24 protein-coding genes and 7 tRNA genes are annotated in these 24820 nt (G+C 33.6%); 2 read left to right on the top strand and 29 right to left on the bottom strand.

Annotation, left to right across the window (positions count from 1 at the left end):
• Positions 1-116 precede the first annotated feature (116 nt).
• The 15 genes from ACFVRR_RS21625 to ACFVRR_RS21695 form a co-directional block, all read right to left on the bottom strand.
• A complete protein-coding gene (locus ACFVRR_RS21625) occupies positions 117-662 on the bottom strand; it encodes a GNAT family N-acetyltransferase (protein ID WP_387332560.1) in 546 nt (181 codons plus the stop codon).
• Between the two features lie 216 nt (positions 663-878).
• Positions 879-2360: a DEAD/DEAH box helicase family protein gene (locus tag ACFVRR_RS21630; RefSeq protein ID WP_387332562.1), complete on the bottom strand. Its 1482-nt coding sequence runs from the start codon at positions 2358-2360 to the stop codon at positions 879-881.
• 229 nt (positions 2361-2589) lie between these two features.
• Positions 2590-2886 (bottom strand): hypothetical protein, encoded by a 297-nt coding sequence (locus ACFVRR_RS21635; protein ID WP_387332564.1) that lies wholly within the window; start codon positions 2884-2886, stop codon positions 2590-2592.
• 1 nt (position 2887) lies between these two features.
• On the bottom strand, positions 2888-3163 hold the full coding sequence (locus tag ACFVRR_RS21640) for a hypothetical protein (protein WP_387332566.1): 276 nt from the start codon (positions 3161-3163) through the stop codon (positions 2888-2890).
• Positions 3164-3279: 116 nt separating this feature from the next.
• The gene (locus tag ACFVRR_RS21645; RefSeq protein ID WP_387332568.1) at positions 3280-3663 is read right to left on the bottom strand and encodes a hypothetical protein; all 384 of its coding nucleotides are present in this window, start codon (positions 3661-3663) and stop codon (positions 3280-3282) included.
• Between the two features lie 134 nt (positions 3664-3797).
• Complete coding sequence (locus tag ACFVRR_RS21650; RefSeq protein ID WP_387332570.1) at positions 3798-4547, bottom strand: helix-turn-helix domain-containing protein; 750 nt, start codon at positions 4545-4547, stop codon at positions 3798-3800.
• Positions 4548-4724: 177 nt separating this feature from the next.
• Complete coding sequence (locus ACFVRR_RS21655; protein ID WP_387332572.1) at positions 4725-5666, bottom strand: tyrosine-type recombinase/integrase; 942 nt, start codon at positions 5664-5666, stop codon at positions 4725-4727.
• A gap of 197 nt (positions 5667-5863) precedes the next feature.
• Positions 5864-5936 (bottom strand) — tRNA-Lys (locus tag ACFVRR_RS21660).
• 123 nt (positions 5937-6059) lie between these two features.
• A tRNA-Gln gene (locus tag ACFVRR_RS21665) sits at positions 6060-6134 on the bottom strand.
• A 303-nt stretch (positions 6135-6437) separates the two neighbouring features.
• A tRNA-Asp gene (locus ACFVRR_RS21670) sits at positions 6438-6513 on the bottom strand.
• Positions 6514-6525: 12 nt separating this feature from the next.
• Positions 6526-6601: transfer RNA gene (locus ACFVRR_RS21675), tRNA-Val, on the bottom strand.
• A 10-nt stretch (positions 6602-6611) separates the two neighbouring features.
• Positions 6612-6686, bottom strand: a tRNA-Glu gene (locus tag ACFVRR_RS21680).
• Positions 6687-6692: 6 nt separating this feature from the next.
• Positions 6693-6783 (bottom strand) — tRNA-Ser (locus ACFVRR_RS21685).
• A gap of 7 nt (positions 6784-6790) precedes the next feature.
• Positions 6791-6865: transfer RNA gene (locus ACFVRR_RS21690), tRNA-Asn, on the bottom strand.
• An 83-nt stretch (positions 6866-6948) separates the two neighbouring features.
• A complete protein-coding gene (locus tag ACFVRR_RS21695) occupies positions 6949-7401 on the bottom strand; it encodes a SprT family protein (RefSeq protein WP_387332574.1) in 453 nt (150 codons plus the stop codon).
• 301 nt (positions 7402-7702) lie between these two features.
• On the opposite strand from ACFVRR_RS21695, the gene cmpA reads away from it, so the two are divergent.
• A complete protein-coding gene (gene cmpA, locus ACFVRR_RS21700) occupies positions 7703-7813 on the top strand; it encodes a cortex morphogenetic protein CmpA (RefSeq protein WP_088003988.1) in 111 nt (36 codons plus the stop codon).
• Here cmpA and ACFVRR_RS21705 read toward each other — a convergent pair.
• From ACFVRR_RS21705 to msrA, 13 genes are all read right to left on the bottom strand, one after another.
• Positions 7803-10001, bottom strand: a complete 2199-nt coding sequence (locus ACFVRR_RS21705) for a Tex family protein (protein WP_387332576.1) — start codon at positions 9999-10001, stop codon at positions 7803-7805. The genes cmpA and ACFVRR_RS21705 overlap by 11 nt on opposite strands.
• A gap of 117 nt (positions 10002-10118) precedes the next feature.
• Positions 10119-10469 (bottom strand): type II toxin-antitoxin system endoribonuclease NdoA, encoded by a 351-nt coding sequence (gene ndoA, locus ACFVRR_RS21710; RefSeq protein ID WP_056476047.1) that lies wholly within the window; start codon positions 10467-10469, stop codon positions 10119-10121.
• Positions 10470-10473: 4 nt separating this feature from the next.
• Entirely contained in the window at positions 10474-10755 is a 282-nt protein-coding gene (locus tag ACFVRR_RS21715) for a CopG family ribbon-helix-helix protein (RefSeq protein WP_069033898.1), read from the bottom strand.
• Positions 10756-10899: 144 nt separating this feature from the next.
• Positions 10900-12066 (bottom strand): alanine racemase, encoded by a 1167-nt coding sequence (gene alr / locus ACFVRR_RS21720; protein WP_387332579.1) that lies wholly within the window; start codon positions 12064-12066, stop codon positions 10900-10902.
• A gap of 168 nt (positions 12067-12234) precedes the next feature.
• Positions 12235-13254 carry a LolA family protein gene (locus ACFVRR_RS21725; protein ID WP_387332581.1) on the bottom strand — a complete coding sequence of 340 codons (1020 nt, stop codon included), beginning with the start codon at positions 13252-13254 and terminating at the stop codon, positions 12235-12237.
• A gap of 344 nt (positions 13255-13598) precedes the next feature.
• Entirely contained in the window at positions 13599-13952 is a 354-nt protein-coding gene (gene acpS, locus ACFVRR_RS21730) for a holo-ACP synthase (protein WP_097978941.1), read from the bottom strand.
• Between the two features lie 25 nt (positions 13953-13977).
• Positions 13978-14943, bottom strand: coding sequence for a UV DNA damage repair endonuclease UvsE (gene uvsE, locus ACFVRR_RS21735; protein ID WP_387332638.1), 966 nt, complete (start codon positions 14941-14943; stop codon positions 13978-13980).
• 125 nt (positions 14944-15068) lie between these two features.
• Positions 15069-16622, bottom strand: coding sequence for a degradosome RNA helicase CshA (gene cshA, locus ACFVRR_RS21740; protein ID WP_387332583.1), 1554 nt, complete (start codon positions 16620-16622; stop codon positions 15069-15071).
• Positions 16623-17041: 419 nt separating this feature from the next.
• Positions 17042-18424 (bottom strand): UDP-N-acetylmuramoyl-tripeptide--D-alanyl-D-alanine ligase, encoded by a 1383-nt coding sequence (locus ACFVRR_RS21745; RefSeq protein ID WP_387332585.1) that lies wholly within the window; start codon positions 18422-18424, stop codon positions 17042-17044.
• An 80-nt stretch (positions 18425-18504) separates the two neighbouring features.
• Positions 18505-19605 (bottom strand): D-alanine--D-alanine ligase, encoded by a 1101-nt coding sequence (locus ACFVRR_RS21750; protein WP_141437846.1) that lies wholly within the window; start codon positions 19603-19605, stop codon positions 18505-18507.
• Positions 19606-19891: 286 nt separating this feature from the next.
• Positions 19892-21163, bottom strand: coding sequence for an MDR family MFS transporter (locus ACFVRR_RS21755; protein WP_387332587.1), 1272 nt, complete (start codon positions 21161-21163; stop codon positions 19892-19894).
• A 169-nt stretch (positions 21164-21332) separates the two neighbouring features.
• Complete coding sequence (locus ACFVRR_RS21760) at positions 21333-21560, bottom strand: hypothetical protein (protein WP_097978935.1); 228 nt, start codon at positions 21558-21560, stop codon at positions 21333-21335.
• Between the two features lie 269 nt (positions 21561-21829).
• Positions 21830-22777 carry a peptide-methionine (S)-S-oxide reductase MsrA gene (gene msrA, locus ACFVRR_RS21765; protein WP_387332588.1) on the bottom strand — a complete coding sequence of 316 codons (948 nt, stop codon included), beginning with the start codon at positions 22775-22777 and terminating at the stop codon, positions 21830-21832.
• A 151-nt stretch (positions 22778-22928) separates the two neighbouring features.
• On the opposite strand from msrA, the gene mscL reads away from it, so the two are divergent.
• Positions 22929-23318: a large-conductance mechanosensitive channel protein MscL gene (gene mscL / locus ACFVRR_RS21770; protein ID WP_387332589.1), complete on the top strand. Its 390-nt coding sequence runs from the start codon at positions 22929-22931 to the stop codon at positions 23316-23318.
• A 270-nt stretch (positions 23319-23588) separates the two neighbouring features.
• Here the strand turns inward: mscL and ACFVRR_RS21775 are convergent, their stop codons facing one another.
• A complete protein-coding gene (locus ACFVRR_RS21775; protein WP_387332591.1) occupies positions 23589-24788 on the bottom strand; it encodes a C40 family peptidase in 1200 nt (399 codons plus the stop codon).
• Between the last annotated feature and the right edge of the window lie 32 nt (positions 24789-24820).

Raw genomic sequence — 24820 nt, forward strand, 5'->3', positions numbered from 1 at the left:
CTTTAGCCCTCCAAGACTCGTTACGAGCGAATGGCTAGTTCTTACTCGACGGGAATCCCACCCGTTATATGATACGACCTAGGCTCGGCCGCACATGCATCAGTTAGTTGTATAGGTTAATTCCACTCGTTTACCAATAGACCGTAGATAATATGGTCTACATAATGGTCATACAACCACTCTGCTTGCCTGATTTTACCTTCTTCAACAAATCCAAATCTTTCAGGAAGTGCTCTACTTTTGTTATTCGCAACAGCGACACTAACTTCAATTTTATTCAGTCCAAGGTCTTTAAATCCATAATCAATTAAAGATTTAAATGCCTTTGACATAATTCCTTTACCTTGGAAGTGTTCCCCTAACCAATAGCCAATCGTTCCAATTTTATTTGACTTATTAATGTCGGTAAAACCGATTGTACCTGCTATTTCTCCTTTATAAATAATAGCGAATGACCTTGGTATTCCACCATTATCAACAAATGATTTTAACCTTGCATTAATATTTTGAACAGTATCTTCTACACTTTCAATGAAATCTAACCAACCAAGCCATTCTTTTAAATAAGCCTTCGAACTGATCGTTAAATTATAAAATTCTTCAGCATCATTAATATTCAACATTCTTAACGACACATCTTCGTCGACCTTATGTATTAACATTTCTTTCCCCTCACTTGTAAAAACGTTATTAAATATTTTACCAAAAATAACCTATTACTTCATTTTTCTTGTTCAACTAAACTGCCATTTAGTTGCATAAGAACATCAACTTTATTCTTTAATAGAGCCAAAAATAAGACAGATTTCTCCTCCTTACTGACTTGAGACAAAATTAGTTATGTTTCAATTTAAATAAGAAAGGTAACTTTTTTTGTCTCAAACTTTTATAAGAAGCCAATACGTTTTCTTATAATTTTCAGACTGTCTACTTTCCTCTCGTTTACTTTCAATTACATAGGCAATGTTGTTTTCTTCAAAGAATGAATTGATAGTTTTCATACCAGCTTTATTTGAGCCATTCTTTGCCCTCAATCCATACTTGTTGCAGATTACTTTGACTAATTCTTGCTGCTGTTCCTTGAAGATTTTTTTATCGATGTAGTTATCAATTATGTCTAGCTGAATATAGTCTTCTCTTTTAAGTTGTTCCAAATCGATGTATTGGATGTTAGGAAAATATTTGTCAAAGAAAGATTCAAATCCAAATTGACTCATAAATTCATATACTTCAAATTGATACTGAAGATAAGCTAATCCAGTTTGATGAACTCGTAAACAAGTATAATTTTGGTGACTAATCGGATCAACAACAGTATCAAGATAGAATGCTTTCATTGACTTATTAATTATATCTAACCCATATTCTTTAACGAATTCGGTTTCACCGAGTTCTGTAAATTTGTCATAGTAATCAAGCTGTTTATCAAGATAACGAAGCTTAGTCTGAATAGATTTTTTTGAAATACGTTTATAAAAAACATTTACTTTATGATTTCTAACTCTTGCTGTAGATTGAACGAAAGTATCAATTTCACTAATCCCATTTATCACAATAGTTTCAACTGAATCATCTTTAATTTCTGTTGCTTCAGTCATAAGCTTTGTAGTATTTAAAACAGTACATTCAAATTTCTGAGTTTCAGCAATCTGTTTGAACTCCAAAGAATTTTCCCGGTTACCTGAATAAAGAGTTTTGCTATTACTTAAATTGAAATCCGACATTGAATCTATGGAATTATGAAATATAAGAACTTTATTACCTTTTTCAACTTCCTTATCGATTACTGCTAAAACCGTTTCATTTTGTTCGTAGCGATACATATCTTTAACATTGTTGTTATAGTAGTTAGCTTCATTTAATACTTCTAATTTATTGTTCCAAGGTAGATAACCAAGTCCTTCAGATGTTGCAGTCATAAAGATTTTTATAGCTTTCTTATTTTGATTTAAGAAGTTAAATGCTAACTCTGTCTTCGTATTGAATGAACTGTCACTTACAAAGTAATGAGCTTCATCACATACAATATAATCGAATGAATTCACCATAATATCATTCCGTTCAATCATCTTTTGAAATGCTTGATAAGTTTTACTTTCAAACATTCCACCTTTAAATTGTCGAATACATTCTTGTTTGTATTCATCTAAGTAGTTTTCTTGTTGTCTCATTGTCTGAGCTCGATGTGATAAAAATAATGTTCTTTTGTTATTATCCAAAGTGTATGGAAGAAGTACTTTTCTCACCCAGTAATTTTTTCCACTATTCATTTCAGAACCAATAAGATAGTTTTGTCCTTGATTCAGTTGTCCAACAATATCAGTTGTAATTTTATCACTTACATAAGTTGTTTCTTCCACTTTATTTTCCTCCAATTGATTATTTATTTATTTATTTATTTATTTGTATCTGTACTTTGAAATACGTAAATCAATTGGACAAATTATTTAGAGTTAACAACGAATCATCCACTAATATATATCTATTAAAAATTAAATTCCACTACCTCTGAGAGCTTTTGGTAGCACCCACTTAAGTAATATAGGTAATAAAATATTGATTTTATTATAAAAAGAAAAAGCCGAGCAATTAAGCTCGACTCCAACCAATCCTATATTCTCTAAGTAGTATGAATTCAGCATGTTCTTCAGAAATCCAAGACTCTTCTCGTTTAAGACGTTTATAACATCTTCTCCACATTTCTTTTTTAGTAATTCCCATTGAAGTTAGCATTCCTTTGTCTTTGTTCCAATTATCTTCAAAGTAAATCATTCCTAAAATTACACTTGGTCGTTTTTCCGTTCGCATAAGCTTGTCGAACTCTTTAGTTTTTATAAGTTGTGTGATATTAAAAATGTTAATTTTCATTTTCTCTTCTCTACTCATATTATTTGACCTCCATTGGATAGTATCTGTTGAATTCTGTACATCCAAGAGATTTGATTTTTTCTAAGACGATTTTGTACTGCCAGTACTCATGAGATTTTGACCATTGAAGCTCCCGATCAAAAACTGCTTTTTTATCGGCTACATTGATTTTTTCAGACTTCTGAGCTAGGGCTCTAATATTGATAAGGATCGGTATCTCATAAGTATCAAGCCCATAATACTGTTCCTGACGAATACGTTCAGCTTGTTCCAACATTTGTTTTGTGATTTGCATAATAATGACCTCCAGTTATTATTATTTTGTTTAACTGAAAGTATTATATATTCTCAATCAAGAACGTAAAGCAAATGAGTAAAAAAATAATAAAAAAGACTGACATAATTGTCAGCCTAAAATTCTACATTAACTTTTAGTGTTCTACTTGAATTGTAATATTCATCATACAAAATATCGAGTAACTTCCATCTCTCTTCGTTATCCATGATTTTTATCGCATTTAAAATTTCATCTGAAGTCATCTTTTCTATATGTAAGTCCAAATTAGAATCTTGATCTTTTTCAACTTCAACTTTCTCGCATAACATTTCAGACATTCTTTTTTGTTCTTTTTCTATCGAACTAATTAAACTATCAATAGAATCAATTTTTACTTCCATTACAACTGTACGTCTACCAATTACAGAATCAATCAAAGTAAATCGTTCATAGTTAGTAGCATCCATTTTTTTAAGAAATTCCATAATCTTTTCATTTGTTACTTTTTCATTTGTCATTTTCTCAATCTCCTTTAATAATCATATTTTTAAATTTAAGGACAAGATTACTATTTATGAGTATTTATATTTAATGAAAATTAAAATACAACACGGGTTAAGCAGGGGCTTCTGGGAGCTATCCTAAATAACTCTTAGTATTCACAATTTACACCTATGCCTTGTGCCATAAGTTGTTGACGCATTTTAATAACTTCTTCCTCAGAGATATTAGATTCATTTTCAATAAAATCATCTTGAAGCCACTCTGGTACAATTTCTTTTCTAATAGACTTCTTATTAAAAAAGTTACTTTTCTTTTGAGGTATATAATTCTTTAATCTATAAAGAAGAACAGAATAATATTGCTTGTCTGTATTAATGATCAAAGTTCCATCTTCAAGAACTTGTTTTATCACTTCTTCAAAGATGGTTGGATAAAGTTCTTTAAGTTTAATATTAATTTCTTCTCTACTACTATTTTTATTTTTAATAATTTTATTTTTATCTTTTAGTTTTAGTGGTTCATTTTGATCTACCTCATAGTTCAATTTGACCTGCGCTCCTGATTCATTTTGAGCTAGCTCATTTTGACCTAGGTTATTTTGAGCTACGTCATGATAATCGTTAAGTATGTAGATCGAGGTAAATCCAGGTCTACTTTTAATATCTAGAAGGTTTAACTGGCCTAAGTCTTGAAGTGTTCTTTTAACTGTTGAAATTGAACAACAAACTGCTTTTGATATTGTTTCATGTGATGGAAAAATTGAAGAGCAATTCTTTAAAGAATACAAGTAAAGATAGCATAACTTTTGATTAGCATTCTTAAAAATAGTTTTTTCTTGTAGTAGGTCATTCGTAATTACTGTAAATGGTTGTTTTGTGTTATTAATAAAATTTCCCATGCTTGTCTCTCCCTTGACACAGAAGAAAAACAATTGCTATCATTACATATGTAGAAGTTTTCTTCTGCGTGTTTTTTCAGGAGATGGTTGGGGTCCAATCCAAAAACCATCTCTCTTATTTTATTTTAAAACACGAACACACATTCGTAAAATATAAGTATGATTTTAAAACCAGTATTAAAACAATCCCGAAAAATCTTCTTTTTTCATAGCTTGTTTCTCTAAGTCTGCTCCCCATATCTGAACATATCTTTTTGTTACTTCTAGTGTTGAGTGTCCAAGCAGTACTGCTAAACTGAATGGGTCCATCCCTTTCAAAATTGCCTTTTTGGCATACGTTCTCCTACATACATGTGGACTAACTTGTTTTTTGATTCCACAAGCTCTAGAAGTCATCCTAAGTCTTTCTTTATAAGTGTTATTACAAAGCCTCCCGTTATCTTGATTAATAAACAAATAATCATGATAAAGAGTTCCTCGAACTTTAATATAGACTCCTAACTTTTCCTGCATACTTTTAGACAAATAAACTATCCGTTGTTGCAGGTTCTTTGATTCGGTAATTACAAGCCGTTTTCCATCAATATCTTGGATTTGTATGTTAAGACATTCGTTGATTCTTATTCCAGTATCTAATAGTAGTTGAAATATAACTAAGTCACGAAATGAAGGAAATGTATTTTTCTTTTTTAAGTAGTCAGCAATTTTTTTGATTTCGTTATCTTCAAGTGTCTCATGGATTTTTTTTCGATCACGAAGTAACTTAACATTTTTAGTAGGATTTTTCTTAAGCCACTTCTTTTCCTCTAAGAAAGAATAAAACGGTCTGATACCTCTAAGTTTACTGTTTATAGTTGTTACCTTTAAATTCTTCTGCCAATGCATGATAATTTGTTCAATATCTTTTTCAGTAAGTTCAATCAGCTGCTTATTGATGCCTAAATAATTTAAATCTCGTTTCAATACATGAAAAGCATCATAATAATATTTAATTGTCGTATCACGTACATTTTTTAAAGTCCTACTTCTTATAAATTCTTTTATTGCTTTTTCGTCATCAATTTTAGTCGCTTTATTAATAATTTCTTTCTCAAACTGGCTAAGTTCTTTTCTTCTCATGAACAACCTCCAACTAGATCGTCGTGTTAGATTCTTACGAAAAAAATCTTGCTGAAAAACAAAAAAATCCCTACGTAAAAACGTAGAGATTAATGATGTCATTGGTATGTGTTGATGTTATATAAAATTATGTATGTCCTTGTGGACCCTCAACCTAGCGCGTCTGCCATTCCGCCACGACCGCGAATAAACAAAAGTGAGCCATGAAGGATTCGAACCTTCGACCCTCTGATTAAAAGTCAGATGCTCTACCTACTGAGCTAATGGCTCGTAATAATTAAAAGTAATTATAACTAAATACAATATATCTTTAAACCAACTTACTGTCTACACGATCGCATCTAAGATAAAAGCAAATCCCCTTACCTTAAACATATTAATAAAAAACTAAAATGGCTGGGCTACCTGGATTCGAACCAGGGCATGACGGAATCAAAATCCGTTGCCTTACCGCTTGGCTATAGCCCAATGAATTATCATCACGAATCTACTTCTTAGAATAACCTTCGTGAACCCGCACCGCAGGATTTATTTTTATGTTGAAATGTTTTAACCTCTCGAATTTACTCCTAAAGATAAAAACAATCCGACATTTCAAAATATTTATTATAGAATAGCAATTAACTCTATAACCTTAACAATAGAATCTGTAGAAGCTTATTGTCCAACTTTGGATCTAACTCTCAAAATAGAAACAAGCTAACTCCAAAAAACCACTCTTACTATTTTTCTCCAAATAAAGAAAAAAATACTACAATTTGTAGTAAATAATGGCGGTCCCGACCGGGATCGAACCGGCGATCTCCTGCGTGACAGGCAGGCATGTTAACCGCTACACCACGGGACCATATGTAATTAATGGTGGAGGATGACGGGCTCGAACCGCCGACCCCCTGCTTGTAAGGCAGGTGCTCTCCCAGCTGAGCTAATCCTCCAGGATAAAAATGGTGACCCGTACGGGACTCGAACCCGTGTTACCGCCGTGAAAGGGCGGTGTCTTAACCGCTTGACCAACGGGCCTTTATATGGCAGAGAAGAAGGGATTCGAACCCTCGCACCGCGTAAACGATCTACACCCTTAGCAGGGGCGCCCCTTGAGCCACTTGGGTACTTCTCTATAATAATGGCTCCGCAGGTAGGGTTCGAACCTACGACCACTCGGTTAACAGCCGAGTGCTCTACCACTGAGCTACTGCGGAAGAATACTAATCTTTTCATCAAGTGCTAAAACGTGATGACAAGTATTAATATAAACTAAATGCCTATTAGATGTCAACACTATTTATAATAGTTTTAATGGACTTTTGCATGATCCACATACATAGCGGCTTATGTCCACTTTTCTTTTTCTTAAGAAAGCTTGCCCACACCCTGAACATCTATATTTATACTTATAAGAATGCGTTCTTTTTTTTATTGAGTTTAGTGGTTTACAATACCTAGGAGCACCTACCTTTTTTAATAGCTCTTTAAAATCTCTATCTTCGTGCTTATATCCTTTCTTCATAATATGAAGATGATAATGACATAGCTCGTGTAATATGATCCCCTTTAACTCTTCAATTCCGTGTTCTTCATAATAAAACTTATTTAATTCGATATTACTTGTTTTTAATAAATACCTACCACCAGTTGTCCTCAATCTAGTATTGAAAGAAGCTTGGTGGAGAAATGGTCGATCGAAATAAGTGATTGATAGTTCTTCAACTAGTTTTTGTATCTCCTCATTATCCATTTATGAATCGCCATCCTTTTTTCTTCTTTATTATAACTGAACAACTCACAAATTCTTGGGTATGCGCATACATTAAACTTACAAATGAGAATTTCAAAAGATCTTATTAGTACGATTTATGCTAAATGGGCTGCTCTTAGTAAATCTCTCTACAACGGCGTAATTTTTACTATCAAAATGAACAATACAGTTATCCTTTTAATACAGTGTATCGGAAGGTTACCCCTCACTCATTTATTTCATCGCCCATCCTCAAAAAAGATGGGCGAAGATTTTTAAGTTGGAGGTTTTCATCATGGTAATGCCTAGTTGGCTTAAAACTCAAATGCAAAAAGCATTTTATGAAAAAAACCGTTATCAAATTAAATTATTGAATCAATGTTGGTTTTATTATCAAAAAATTAAGCTTTGACGATTTCTTTCGATTCAATTGGTAGCATAGATAAACCTACTCTTTGTTTCTTTTGGTCTACTTCAGCAATCCATACTTTTACTACTTGACCAACCGATACAACATCAAGAGGATGCTTAATAAATTTGCTACTTATTCTAGAAATATGAACAAGGCCATCATTCTTTAGCCCAATATCAACAAACGCACCAAAATCGACTACGTTTCTTACTGTTCCTTCAAGTTCCATTCCTATTTTTAGGTCTTCAATTTGAAGTACATCTTGGCGAAGGATTGGTGCTGCTAATTCATCTCGTAAATCTCTTTCAGGTTGCATTAATGATGCTAAAATATCTTTTAGCGTAATTTCACCAATATCTAGTTGTTCTGATACTTCTTTTAAATTAATCGTTTTTAACTGATCTTTCAATTCATTTGAACCAATTTGGCTCGTTGAGAAATTTAATTGCTTTAATAATTTTTTTACTTGTACGTAGCTCTCCGGGTGAATACTTGTACGGTCTAAAGGCTCATCTCCTTCAAGAACACGTAAAAATCCAATACATTGCTCATATGTTTTAGCGCCTAATCTCGGTATTGTTTTAAGCTCTTTTCGGTTTGTAATTTTCCCTTTTTCATCACGGTAATTAACAATATTTTTCGCTACTGTTTTGGACAAACCTGATACGTATTGAAGTAGTGAAACTGATGCTGTATTTACATTTACACCAACTTTGTTAACAGATGTTTCAACGACAAATGATAATGATTCATTTAAGCTCTTTTGAGATACATCGTGTTGATATAATCCTACCCCAACAGATTTCGGATCAATTTTTACTAGTTCTGCTAACGGATCTTGTAGTCGTCTTGCAATGGATACTGCGCTCCGCTCCTCAACTTGGAAATCTGGGAACTCTTCTCTTGCTAGTTCAGATGCTGAATAAACACTTGCGCCAGCTTCATTTACGATTACATAATAAGTATTATTGTTCATTTCTTTTAAAATTCCAGATATAAACAGCTCTGTTTCTCTCGAAGCCGTACCATTTCCAATTGCGATCATTTCTATTTTATATTTGACAAGAATATCTTTAATTTTTGTAATTGCTTGTTCTCTTTTATTTCTTTGAACCTCTTCTTTTTCTCCTCTGAAAGGATGAGGGTAAATCACATCTATTTTGAGCACTTTGCCTGTTTCATCTACTACTGCTAATTTACAACCTGTACGAAATGCCGGATCTACTCCTAGTACGATTTTCCCTTTTAATGGTGGTTGCAATAATAATGAACGCAAGTTTTCTGAGAAAATATTAATCGCGTGTGAATCAGCTTTTTCGGATAATTCTTTACGAATCTCTCTTTCAATCGAAGGCTGAATTAATCTTTTATATGCATCTTCAACGACTTCCATTAAGATTGGTCTTACAAAAGTGTCCTTTGTAATAACCCTTTTTTCTAAATATAAAATAATCTCATCAAAAGGAGACTGAATAGCAACTTTTAAAATATCTTCTTTTTCAGCACGATTCATTGCTAGTATTCTATGAGGAACAATCCTTGAAATTGGTTCAGAGTACTCGTAATACATTTCGTATACTTTTTTCTCGTCTTTTTCGGAGTCTTTTACCGTACTGTCAATCGTTCCTTTTTTGAAGGTAACTTCACGAATCCACTTGCGATAAGTAGCATCGTCTGCAATCCATTCTGCAATTATATCTTTTCCACCTTGAATAACTTCATCAACTGTATTAACTTCTAGTTCAACATTTATGTATTTTAACGCTTCATCCGCAAGTGAACCTTCATTTGGCATTGAAAATAACCATTCTGCAATAGGTTCTAACCCTTTATCTTTTGCTACTGTAGCACGAGTTCTTCTTTTTTCTTTATATGGTCGGTATAAATCTTCAACTTCTTGTAGCTTTGTAGCTAATGTAATACTTTTACGTAAGTCATCAGTCAGTTTCCCTTTTTCCTCAATTAAACGGATTACTTCATCTTTTCTCGTTTGAAGATTTACTGCATACTCATATTTTTCTAAAATGGAATGAATTTGCACCTCATCTAGAGAACCCGTTTTTTCTTTTCGATACCTGGCAATAAAGGGAATCGTATTTCCTTCTTCCTTTAATTCAATTACGGTAGCTACTTGTTTTGTAGTAATCGATAAATCAGATGCAATTTTATTAATCAATTGTTGTGACAAAAATAACGCCTCCAATTTTTGGGAATTTTAAAGGACCTAAAATAACCCTTTCAAGACGAAAGGGTTACAAAACAATTTATTATAATCTATGTAGGTAAAGCTGCTATAAAAGCAACTTTAAAAATCAACAAGTCCTAAACTGATTTGCAACGCTTCGTCAACCTGATCCATCATCTCATCATCAAGATGTGTTATCTTATCGGTTAATCGTTGTTTGTCAATCGTTCGAATTTGTTCTAGTAGTATAACCGAATCACGTTCAAATCCATATTTTTTAGCATCGATTTCAACATGTGTTGGAAGCTTTGCTTTTTGGATTTGTGCTGTAATCGCAGCGACTATAACGGTAGGACTAAAACGATTACCGATATCATTTTGTATTATGAGAACCGGACGAACTCCACCTTGTTCTGAGCCAACTACAGGGGAAAGGTCTGCAAAATATACGTCGCCACGTTTTACTATCAAGTGATTACCCCCCGCTAACTAAGCGCTCCACTTTAGAATCCGCTTCAGACTCAGCATAGAATGACTCAGAAGATATTAATAAGTTGATTTTAGCCATTTCCATGTATCCACGTCGCATTTGTTCGCGACTTTGGCGTCTTTTACGATCTTTTAAAAACATCTTAGTCGCTTGATAAATATACTCATTTCGATTACCGTTTTCTTGCTTTACTAATCCATCTAGTTCGCTTACTACATGTTTTGGTAAACGTACTGTTATTTCAGTTGTCGCATTTAGTTCGGACAAGTTTCAGCACCTCCAGAATCAACTATTACCCATATATCTCCCTACACTACATCATACCATTATTTTCAGTGATTGGAAAGACACATATCTTCGTTTATCTTAACCAAATAACAGTGTTTCATACTTTAATACATCAAATTACAATTAATCTGATACTAGATAATTACTTATGGACTTAATATTTCCATTCTTTTTATATACCCTTGGTACCCTATGATTGATAAGGCAAGTTACTTCATAATTGATTGTATTCATATGTGTAGCGACTTCCTCAGCCGTTACTGCTCCATCCTTACTTTCTCCTATTAAAGTCACTTTTGTACCAACAGGATAATGTTTAGAAAGCTTGATCATACACTGATCCATACAAACTCTACCAACGATTTCTGCCTTTTCACCTTCAACCAACACAGAAAATCCTTGCATATCTCTAAGCCAGCCATCTGCATACCCAACTGGCAACGTCGCAATCCACTCAGAATCAGAAGTAAAATACGTTGCACCATAACTTACACCACTATTTGCTGGTAATTGCTTAATATGAGTGATTTTCGTATAAAACGATAGTGCTGGCTTTAATGTAAATGGTAACATTGGTTTTATTTCTAAAGATGGAGTTAAACCATACATGATAATACCAACACGTACAGTATTAAATAAGTTTGTTTCTAATGCAGCCGCTGCACTATTTGCACAATGAATTAGCTCTGGAGAGAATCCACTGCTCTTAACCCATTCTATACATTCATAAAATTTATCTACTTGCTCATTAAAATAGGATCTATTTAGCTCATCAGCAGTAGCGAAATGTGTAAACAAACCTTCCAGTATAATTGATGGATTTTTTCGTAAGATCGATGCAGCTTGCTCCCATTCAGAATTTGTTTTTAGGCCTAATCTACCCATCCCAGTATCAAATTTAATATGAATCATTGTACGATCTGTGCTTTTTAAATTTTTAGAAATACCTTCTAACCAATCAACATTATATGCCGTTAAAGTTAATTTATTCTTGATTGCCACGTTAATATCCTCTGGTCTAGTTGCTCCTAACACTAATATCGGCGCCTCTATACCCGCGTTACGCAGAAAAATCCCTTCATCAATAAAAGCAACTAATAATCTTGTTGCTCCAGATTTCAATGCTTGTTTTGCTACTTCAACATAACCATGTCCATATGCATTCGCTTTTAAAGCTACATATATTTCTTGATGATTAGGGTAAAGCGATACAATATTTTTGATATTTTCCTCTATTGCATCTAAATCTACTTCTACCCAAGTGTCGCGATAAAATGATGTTTCTGTCATGAAATACACTTCCTTATCGATTTACCCATTACTCTTTTTTTATATGTTTAAAATTATTTGCTTATTTTACTATAAATGTCAACCAATATACTACTCATTTATAGTTTATTTAAAATTTAAAAAGGCGTGATAAAGCATCATCACGCCCTTTTAAGTTTGAAAAAAATATTATTTTGTGCCTGTATCTCCGACTGATTGGGCAACTTGAATTAACTCACCTTGAGTTAAGTTTTTAGAAACAATCGTGAAATCTGTTCCACCGTATGACCATGTGATCATCTTATCTGATAACGCTCCTACCGTTTTACCTAAATCTACTGGTTCACCAGTGATTTCCATCGTTGTTCCAGACTCTGAAATTCGTGCTTTTTCCTCTATTAAAGTAAACGATTTTTTATCACCTTTATATGAAAGTATAACCTGAACACCATTGGCTGTTTTTACTTCTTGTTGATCATCTAACACAACACCCTTCATTAAATAATTAGGGTAAAGTGTAACTAATAAATTAGGATCATTATTTGGATTTGTAGATGTAGGAACACTTAAACGGGCGCTTGTCATATTTTTCTTCACATCAAAAGCATCATTATCAAACTTCGCATTGTATTGTACTTTATCGAATTTAACATCCAACACAACATTTTTATCTGTATCTAATAGTTTTACCGATTCAGGTGTCAGACCCTTTTTATTAAACGTAATTTCTTGTGTTGGGAGCAATTGTCTATTTGTGTAATTTGTTTTTGTTTCAAACACATATCCTTGCTTAGTTGTTTTAAACGTTGCATTCTTATCTTGTACCAAGTCATTAACTAAAGATTCCGGTAAATATGGCTGACTGCTGTTTGATGGCCAATCGCTTTGGAAGCGATAGCTTTTATTTAATGCTGGCGTTAAAACAAACACACCCTCTTTGTTTCTTAAAATAATTTGGTTTTGATCACTCTTAGCATTTTTTAATTGAACACGGTAGTAAGATGGCTTTTTATGCCAAATGACTACTTCATACTTTTGAGGATCATTACCATTATTAATTGTTAATGTTGCATCAGCCTTATAGCCATTCATTTTTTCCATCTGATTACTAAGAGAACCTACAACATCATCTTTCGATTTCTTGCCACATGCAGCCAATGATAGTACTAACATGATTGTCAAAAGCATCGCTACAAGCTTTTTCTTCATCTCCCCAGCTCCTTTATTCCTCTTAAATTGTAAAAAAGAGAATTTTATGCAAAGGCTTATGAATAAATGTGCGCGAGTAGCTTAGAAGTAAAATCTAGATTTATTCATGCACGTTGCAACCTTGCTCTTCATATCCTCATGAAACTATATGAGGTCAAGCTCTAAAATATGCAGACTAGCATGACAAGCTAATTTAAAAAATTTAAAGAAAACGCCCTAATCACCAAGAGCTGTAAGTGAAGACAATGGAGTAGTTACACTTATTAATTAATCCTTATAATTTAACTATTACGTCAAGTACAAAAAAGAAAAGCCACTCAAAGGAGTGACTGTTTAAAAGGGTATTATACTTGCTGTAAGACCACTTGAGCAGCAGCATAATGTTCAGTATGCGTAATTGATAAAAACGGTATAAACGGCAAATCAACGGTTAAAACAGGCTTACCTTTTTCGTCATTTAAGATTTCAATATCATGAAATCCTAATTCCTTCCCAATTCCTGTACCAAAAGCTTTCGAACATGCTTCTTTTGCGGCGAATCTTCCTGATAAAAATTCAAGTTTTCTTCGTTCTGATAAATTTTCGTATATTTCATATTCTGCTTCAGTTAAAATCCTTTTTGCAAACCGTGGCTGCGAGCTTATAATTTCTTTCATTCGTTCAATTTCTACTAAATCTAATCCAATACCTACGATCATATTTCCTCACCCTAACTTTCGAGTACTACGGTTTAAAATAAAAGCTTGAATCATTAATCATTTCAATAGACGGATGAGCTTTCATATCATCCATTAGTTGAAATAGTGCATTATCTTTTTGTTTTGCTTCAATCATACAATCAATTTGCCTAACCGAGCCATAAATTTCATTTAAAAATGTCATAAACATGTTCGGGTCCACAAAATCAGCATGAGCACGGATGTCTTTCTCATCTCTAGGACTTGATATATGCATTTTCATAGGCAAGCTCGAAGCTTTCCATGTATCGACTGCATAACTCCAATTTTTAACCCAATCTTCATTTGTGTGATTGACTAGATGATGATGATAGTCAAATACAAGCGGTACTCCTAATTTTTCACAAGCAAATAATGTTTCATCAAACGTAAAGGTAGTATCATCATTTTCAAACATTAGCATTTTTTGAATTTGCGCAGGTACAAGGCTGAAATTCTCTATTAATTGTTCTAGTGATTTTTCCTTATCATCATACCCTCCACCAATATGTAGTACACATCGTTGTTCTGTATTAATCTTCATCGCTTTTAAAAGCTGATAATGCATTTTTAAGGTTTTTACTGATGTTTTTAATAACTCTTCATCAGTTGAGTTCAAGATAACGAAATGATCCGGATGAAAATCAATCCTCATTTCATTCGTAATCGCAAATTTACCTAACTCAAGTAAACTTTCCTTTAATGGCTTTATATAATTCCAATCTGCTACTTCTTCATGATTTGCTAACGGGACTAATTTACTACTCAGGCGAAAAAAAGATATATCATGTGCCTTGTTGTGCTTTAGTAGTCTTAGACAGTTATTTATATTAGTATTAGCAATTTGCTCTAGCTTACGAATAGCCGCATCTTTATCCTTTTGTTTTAAAAACTGAGCAACCGTCATTGTCTTTGATGGGGAGGCATTTTGTAAATTCATACTCATTGCGACATATCCAAGTCTTACTAACATTATCATTCCAACTCTCATAAGTTTTTAGTTAGTGTATGGAATCTGTCCAAATTCACACGTTACGAGAAAATAATATTATAAACAAAAAAGGTACATGGATTTAACCATGTACCTTAACTAGTTACTTATTTACTGCTGTCTTGTGGTTTGCGTTGTCCACCACGGTTGTTATCACGAGAACCTTCGTTACGTTTGCCACGGAAGTTTCCTCCGCCGCGGTTATCACGGTCTCCACGACGTCCATCTCCACGACGATTATCGCTACGACGTCCATCTCCACCGCCACGTCTATTTTCGCCACGACGGTATCCGCCGCCGCCACTGCCACCGTTTCCTCCGCGTCCGCCACGGTCACGTTTGACCATTGGTGGCTCATCAGTTAAACGAATTGGTGTTTCATTTGGCTCTTTTGTTAGCATTTTTAAAGCTGCAGCTACAACACTTACAGAGTCATGCTCTTCAAGTAATTCTTCTGCAATACGTTTGTAGAATGCTAAATTATCACTTTCCATAGTCGAAGTTAATTTTTCAGCAATGATACGTTGTTGACTTTCAATTGCTTCGTCTAATGTAGGTGCAGTCATACGTTCCATACGACGTTTAGTTGTACGTTCGATATTTTTTAATTGATTAAACTCACGAGGAGTAATAAATAACATCGCTATACCCGATTTCCCAGCACGTCCTGTACGTCCAATACGATGAACATAGCTTTCAGGATCTTGTGGAATATCAAAGTTGTATACATGTGTAACTCCAGAAATATCTAATCCACGAGCTGCTACATCAGTTGCAACTAAAACATCAATTGATCCAGATTTAAATTTACGAAGTACTTGCTCACGTTTTGCTTGTGATAAATCACCATGAATACCTTCTGCAGCATATCCACGTGAGTTTAATGCTTCTGATAATTCATCAACACGACGTTTTGTACGACCGAAAATAATCGCTAATTCTGGTGTTTGAATATCTAGTAAACGTGTAAGAACGTCAAATTTTTTCTTTTCTTGAACTTCAATAAAATGTTGTTCAATGTTAGGCATTGTAACTTCTTTTGCTTGTACTTTTACGATTTGTGGATTTGTCATGAAAGTTTCTGCAATGCGACGAATTGGATCAGGCATAGTTGCAGAGAAAAGAAGTGTTTGTTTGTTTTCTGGAACTTCTTTTAAAATCGCTTCAATGTCTTCAATGAATCCCATGTTTAACATTTCATCCGCTTCATCTAATACAACTGTATTTACATTGTTTAGGCGAATTGTACGACGGTTAATATGGTCTTGAATACGACCAGGAGTTCCTACAATAATATGTGGGAATTTTTTTAAAGAACGCATTTGACGATTAATATCTTGTCCACCGTATATCGGAAGGATTTTTACACCTTTATTCATACCGATTTTGTGTAACTCTTCGCCAACTTGAATAGCTAGTTCTCGTGTAGGAGCAATAACAAGTCCTTGGACATTGTTACTATCTACATCAATTTTTTCTAGTAATGGAATACCAAAAGCGGCTGTTTTACCAGTACCAGTTTGCGCTTGACCAATTACATCATGGCCTTGTTTTGCTAATGGAATAGTCTGCGCTTGAATTGGTGTAGCTTCCTCGAAGCCTAATTTTTCAATCGCAAACAGGATTTTACTACTTAATCCTAATTCTTGAAATGTTGTCAATTTGGTTAATCTCCTTTGTATCTCAATTGATCTATAAAAATTTAAAAAATTATATGTTTCGTGACTGTTTCATATGGAAGGTTCGTTTTTAGTGGAAAACAATAGTCCGAAGTTTCATGAAAAGGAAACAATATCTACCCATTATACGGACATTCTATCTAAAAAGCAAATGAAGTTATATTCTAACAATTTGGTTTCCACACTATATTTTACCCTTAAATTATCTTTAAATTCGCCATAAAATCATATTTATAGCCTTCTTCATCCCTTATATTACGAACAGTTTTCATTTGTTAAATTACTTGTATAAAGTTTTCACTTCGTATATTTTTACACACAAGAAGCGAAGAGCAAAACCAAGTGAATAAGGAAAACTTTTATTCCTATTTCTCCTACCTTCCCCTTCCCTGATTATATGCTTACCCCTGATTTACTAATGCATTTACAACTTCTTCTAATTTCATTCCCCTAGAAGCTTTAACTAATACTAGGTCATTTGGTCCTACCTGTTGTAATAAATCTTCAATTAACTTATTTTTATCTTCAAAGCTTTTTACATTTGAAGAGTCCATTTGTTCAAAAGCTGACGTTGCTGCAAATTTACTTAATGGTCCAAACGTATATAGAAAATCAAAATGAAGATTTACAACTTCTTCACCAATTTCTTCATGAAAAGCAATTTCTTGATCACCTAATTCTAGCATGTCGCCAAATACAACAAATTTTCGATTATAACCTTTTAGTTCTGAAGCAAATAAAAGAGCCGCTTTCATAGATGTAACACTTGCATTATAGGCATCATTAATAATTGTTATTCCATTTTCATTCTTTAATAGTTCCATACGCATTTTTGTCATTTCTAAATTCTGCATACCAGAACTAATTTCATCCCATGTTAATGAAAACTTTCTCGCAACTGCAATTGCTGCCATTGTATTACTAATATTATGTTTGCCTAGTACGCCCAATTTGAAACGGACATCCTTAGCTTTATTTATTTCAAATTCACTACCAGATTCATTCATTTCAATAAATGTTGGAAATACATCATTACTTTCGTTTAAACCAAAAGTTTCGATTGTATAGACTAAGTTTTTGTCTTTTGTACCTTCGATTAATAATGGTTCATCACCATTAATGACGAGTAATCCATTTTTTGATAGTCCGCTAGCAATCTCAAGCTTCGCTTTTGCGATTCCAGCTCTTGAACCAAGTTCCTGCATATGTGACTCACCGATGTTTGTAATTATTGCCGCGTCAGGTTCAGCTAAATTAGATAAAAATTCAATTTCACCAAAATTGCTCATACCCATTTCTAAGACAGCAACCTCTGTATCTTCTGCCATCGCTAATACTGTTAACGGAAGTCCGATATGATTATTAAAGTTCCCTTGTGTTTTATGTACTTTATATTTTGCTGAAAGAATGCTAGTTAAAATATCTTTTGTCGATGTTTTCCCATTACTTCCTGTAATACCAACTATTTTACCATTCCACTCAATTAAATATGATTTAGACAGCTTTTGTAATGCTTCTAATGTATCATCCACTAAGATGACAGATGCGTTTGTTGGTACATTTGAAAATTTTCTAGAACAAAGCACTGCACTAGCACCATTTTCAATTGCTTGAGGTAAAAATTGATGTGCATCGAATTTTTCACCAATCAGCGGTATAAATAATTTTCCATTTAAATCAACACGAGAGTCTGTTGAAACTCCGTTGATCGTTAAATCTTCACCCTTTAATTCGCTACCAGGGATCATGTTAACGATTTGAGATAAAGTACGTACGATTGACATTGTCACCGACTCCTCTTCTATAGCATGTTTCTTCTATTCACATGAAAACACTATTCAACCATGAATAGTGTTTTCAATTGTTAAATATTATATTTAATTTGTTGTTTTTGTTCGTAACGTTCAATTGCTAGGTCTATTAATTTTTCAATTAATTTTGGATATGTTAATCCAGTAGCCTGCCATAATTGAGGATACATACTGAACGGAGTAAATCCAGGCATTGTATTAACTTCATTCATTAATACGCCACCATCTTCTGTTACAAAGAAATCAGCACGAGTTAAGCCTGATCCATCGATTGCTTTGAACGCAACTTCTGCATAATGCTTAATTTTTTCATATGTTTCAGTTTCTACAGGAGCTGGGATAATTAGACCAGTATCGCCACTCTCATATTTTGCGGTATAATCATAAAATTCTACTGATGGTTTGATTTCGCCAACAACAGAACATTCAACTTGATCGTTTCCTAATACAGCAATTTCAATTTCACGGCCAACAATATTTTCTTCAATAATTATTTTACGGTCAAATTGGAATGCTTCTTCAAATGAAGCCATTAATGCTTCACGATTCTTAGCTTTCGTAATACCAACACTTGAACCTAAGTTTGCAGGTTTAACAAATACAGGATAGCCTAATTCTTTCTCGACTACTTCATAGCAAGACTCTGCATTTGATTTCCACTCTGTTTTTAAGAAATGTACATATTTAGCTTGAGGAATTCCAGCCTGAGCAAATAAGTTTTTCATAATCACTTTATCCATACCAGCCGCTGAAGCTAATACACCATTACCTACATAAGGAATATTTAATAGCTCAAGTAAACCTTGAACTGTTCCATCTTCACCATTTGGTCCATGTAATAATGGGAAAATAACGTCAACTGGGCCAGTTGAATCTTGATTTGAAGCTGCAGGAATAATTGATGAAGTTAACGCGACAGGAGCGATTTCATTTACATGTTGATCTTCATTTGAGAATTTTAAAGCTGCAACACTTTCTACTTTCCCCTCAATTTGTTTCCCTTGTAACCATTCGCCTTGTTCTGTTATATAAATTGGATACACATCAAATTTTGTGTGATCTAAGGCAGAAATAACGGCAAAAGCTGTTTGTAATGATACTTTGTGTTCAGCAGATTTACCGCCATATAATAATCCTAACTTAATCTTCATGATGTTCCCCCTACTATTTTTTGCTCTCCCTATTGTACCACTTTATACAAATGTGTATAAGTTTTTATGGGTAGAAACCTATTTTTCTTTACAACATATGCAATGATATCTTTTTTGTGATTTCTTTACAACTAAAAAAAGCATAGCTCTACTTAAGCTATACTTAGTTTATAGACAAGAATACCAAAACTTGAATTCCAGACTGAGGGCAAGCGTTTTCAGGCAGTCCAAAAAGAGCAATAAGTACTGCTCATTTCACGATTCACCAAAGAAACAAGTGCCCTTAGAACTATTGCGCTATACCCTGTTGATTATCTCTAATCGCTACTTTTTTATCAAGTGAGCGATACATTATTCCTGATAGTACAACTCCTGTTCCTAGAATGATAAAAAGCCATATTCCAAGTTTTAAATCAAATAAAAATCCACCTAATAAAGGTCCAAGAAATCCACCAATCGTCCATTTCATACTACCAACCGCCATATAGGTCGCTCTTAAATCTTCAGGTGCAATATTCGCCACAAATGTCATTTGTACTGGCGACATGACCATTTCCCCAAAAGTGTAGTAAATGAAGATCATTGCCAAGAAAAATAGAATCATCCATTTACCTAACCCAACTGTAAGTAATAATGGAGGTGCAAGGCCGATCGATAAAATACCTAAGCCAAATAAGATGGTTCCATAAAACATTGTTTTTCCAATTGAACGATTCGATAAATAACTTGAAATCGGAAATTGCAAGAGAACAACTAACAATCCATTAAGCGACATTAAAAATGGGTAAGGATTCCACATACCAAATTGAGATTGAAAGGTTTGTTTAAAATAAAGTGGAAGCATTCCCTCAATTTGTGAGAAACCCATTGAAATAATTACACCTGTTGCTACGTAAAAAATTAATAATTTATCAGATCTAATGATTTTCATAACCTTTTTAAAAGGTATTTTCGTTACTTCATTCTTTTCTTTAACATTCTTTACTGCAGGAAGTGTTTCTTTTAATAGAATTAATTGTGCAATACTATAAAGTCCTAAAGTGATTGCTGCAATATAAAATAAACTATCTTTTGAAAAGTAAACAACTGAACTTCCTAATAATGGACCGATCACAGTACCTACATTACTTCCAACCCTTAATAATCCATATGCTTCAGTTCTTTTCTCTGGTTCAGTAACATCAGCTATCATAGCAGAAGCTGCTGGACTAAAGAATGAGTTACTTATACCTAGTAAAATTGATAAAATTAAAAATGCTGTATAGCCTTCTGCTAAAGCAAAGGATAATAAAATAAGAGATGTTCCAAGCGTCGAAAAAACCATCATACGTTTTCGACCATATAAATCTGCTAATCTACCACCAGCCATCGAACCAAATAGTGATGCTATAGGTGAAATTGACATAATAAATCCTACCTTTAGCATTGAATCAACTTTTCCTTCTAGGTATAGTGCAAAAAACGGCATAAGCATCATCATTGCACTACTCGTAATCGTTTCTCCAATCACTCGAATCCACACATTACGATCCATACCTTTTAACTTTTTAAAAAAATTCATCCTTAAGCGGCACCTCCTAGTGCATCATAACTTCCATATTTTAATCGTATCGGAAGAATTTTAAGTTTCAAATTACTTTATACACGTATCCGATAAAATATGTTATACAAAACAAAAGGGCGTTCAAATTGACTTATCGCCATTTGAACACCCACTCTTTTTTTAACTTTTAAACTTGTTCTTTTGAAGAAATTGAGAACATCAATCCCAAAAAAGTACCTAATAGAAATAAGGTTGAACAAGAGCCCATCAATACTATGCTCACCGTTAAGCTTACGCCTGTATGTAAGAAACCGCTTCCAGTGAAATATAGTAAAAAAAGAATAAGACCAATAAAAAAGGCAATACCAGAATATTGAGTATATGTTTCAACGATTTCATAATCAGTTCGCTTCATAATGATTAACCTCCTGTTTTCATCTTTTTCGTAAATTGCAATACCTAATTTGTGACAACTTTGTGACACTTTTATATTAACACACTTATTTTATAATTGTAAATATTTTCAGAAAACTTTTTAGAAAATATTTTGGACAAAATCAAGAAACAAATGAATAGGTAGGATAAATACCCCCATTCTAAATAAAAAAACCGAGACGAATAGTCATCTCGGTTCAAATTAAAATTTTTTCAATTAGTTCGTATCTAGTTAAATATCCTTAGCGTCTATTTAAGAAAGATACTCTTATAATTACCATAGCCCTCTTCATCCATTTTTTCATACGGAACAAATCTTAGTGCTGCAGAATTTATGCAGTAGCGTAGGCCCTCAGGTCCAGGTCCATCATCAAATACATGCCCTAGATGCGCGTCAGCTTCAGAACTTCTGACTTCAATACGCAACATTCCATGGCTATAGTCCTTCTTCTCTTCAATTTCACCTTTTAGAATCGGCTTTGTAAAACTTGGCCATCCACAGCCTGAATCAAATTTGTCTAATGAACTAAATAAAGGAAGTCCTGATACGATATCAACATAAATTCCTTTTTCTTTATGATTCCAGAACTCATTTCTAAATGGTGGTTCAGTTGCATCTTCTTGAGTAACAGCATACTGAATTGGTGTTAGTCTTTGTTTAAGCTCCTCTTGACCCGTTTTCCAATGTTCCTTTAAAAATTTTTGACGACCAGATCCTTTAAAGTAAAGCTGGTAACGAACCGGATGCTTTTTATAATAATGCTGATGATATTCCTCTGCTTCATAAAATGATTTTGCAGATAAAATTTCAGTCACAATTGGTTTCTTGAAAACGCCACTTTTCTCTAGTTTATCTTTCGAAGCTAAAGCTTGCTCTTTTTGATTTTCATTGTGATAAAAAATTGCTGTTTTGTATGAACTACCTCGATCATTAAATTGCCCACCTACATCTGTTGGGTCAATTTGTTGCCAAAATAAGTCCAATAATTTTTCATACGGATAGACTTCCGGATCAAATGTAATTTGAACAGCTTCATAATGACCTGTTAAATGAGTGCATACTTCTTCATATGTTGGGTTTTCTTTTTCCCCACCTGTATAGCCTGAAACAACTTTTATAATGCCATCCTGTTGATCAAACGGTTTTACCATACACCAAAAACATCCACCAGCAAATGTAGCCAATTCTGTGCCCATACCTTTACTCCTCCTAAAAATTGTCATTAATTATATTTACCATATCTAGAGGGTGATATAAATATTTTTGCTTAAAAAAGTCCAATTGCTAACTTGAAAGAATTAAGATTTGTATGTAAACTTATACGATAATTACACAGGAGGATATAAGATGTTAGAAGAATTTAAGAAGTTTGCTTTAAAAGGAAATGTACTTGATTTAGCAGTCGGGGTAATTATTGGGGGTGCTTTTGGTAAGATCGTATCTTCTTTAGTTGCTGATATAATGATGCCTATTTTTGCACTGATCATAGGAAAACAAAGCTTTTCTGCTTGGCATTATCATGAAATTAAATATGGCTCATTCATCCAAACAGTAGTCGACTTCCTTATCATCTCAATTTCAGTATTTTTCTTTGTTCGATTAATTAATAGACTTTCATTTAGAAAGAAGGAAGCAGAAGAAGCAAAACCTGTTGTTCCTACTAAAGAAGAAGCTCTACTTATTGAAATACGTGATTTACTAAAAGAACAGGTTTCAAATCAAAAAGGTATAAGCTAAACGCTTATACCTCAGACTGCCCGCCAAACGCTCGCTTTCTTCGTTGCTTCGCCTGTCTGCGGTGCTCATTACCTTCTAGGGTAACTCCGCTCCTCACCAGGCTTCGCGCCTCGAAAGACAAGCGCTTGCAATCAGTCTGAAAATCAAGTTTTTAGTATACTTTGTCTACACACTTAGGTATAAGCTAAACGCTTATACCTTTTTGGTTTTCCTTAAGACAATATAAAAAACCTCGTACTATACTAAATATAATACGAGGTTAATAAACTATTAGAATTTTCCATAGCCTAAGAAGTGAGAACGAACCCAGCTATTACTTAAGCTGATTACGCTGATCCCTTTACTTCCAGCATGAACCATTTTATTTCCACCAATGTAAATACCCATATGTGAAGGACCATCAATATAAGTATTTTGTAAGAATACTAGGTCACCAGGTTGAGGAGAGCTGATTTTTGTCGCATTGCTCCAATATGTTTTTACATTTCCACGAGAGATGCCATATCCATTATGTGAGTATACATACCAGATGAAACCACTGCAATCGAAACCGCTTGGAGACGTTCCACCAAATACATAAGGTACACCTTGGAATTGTAAAGCATAATCTACAAGTGAGTTTCCAGTTGCTGCTGAATCATCATTATTTGAATCTGATTTAGGTTTTGAATCTGAATTTGAACTAGAATTTGAACTAGATTTCGAATCAGAATTTGAACTAGATTTAGTAGCTGGGGTGCTAACGCTGTCATTTTCCTCATCATCGCTAGATAAAGCAGCTAATTCAAGAGATTGTTGCTCAAGACGTTGAACTCTCTCATCTTCTTTTGCATTCTCTAATTCTTTAACAGCTAACTTTAAGTTAGCTTCAGCAGTATTTAATGATTTTTGTTTTTCAGCTTGTGATTTTGAAAGTTCACTTTGTTGAGCAACTAAATCTTCTTTCGCTGTTACTAAAGATTCTTTCTTCTGATCAACAAGTTGTTTTTCTTTTACTACTTCTGCTTGTTCAGACTTTTGTTCTTTAATGATATTTTCATCAGCTTGAAAAAGTGTTGAAATTGAGTTTACTCGATTAAAGAAATCTACGATTGAGTCAGAATTAAATAGTACGTCTGTTACTAGATTAACTTTTGGTTGCTTTTGCATTGCAACTAAACGATCCTCTAATAAATCGTTACGTTTTTGAATTCGGTCTTGTAAATATGTAATTCTCGCTTTTTTATCTTTAATAATTTCTTCAGTTTCAGAAATTTCTGCTTTTTTTGCTTCTATGTTTTGCTTAGTTGTTTTAATTTGTTGATCTATTTTCTCTATCTCGTTGCTTAATTCTTTAAATTGTGATTGGAACTTATCTACTTCAGCTTGCTTTTTTTCAACTTTGCTATCAGCTAATACTGAAGCATTTGGCGCTAATGATAATACTATTGTACTTGCCATCGCCAGCACTGCTAGTTTTTTTCTTAACATTTCAGCGTTTCTCCTCTCGCTAATCTACGTAA

This window comes from Gottfriedia sp. NPDC057948 (genome assembly GCF_042887255.1).
Lineage (GTDB): Bacteria > Bacillota > Bacilli > Bacillales > Bacillaceae_G > Gottfriedia.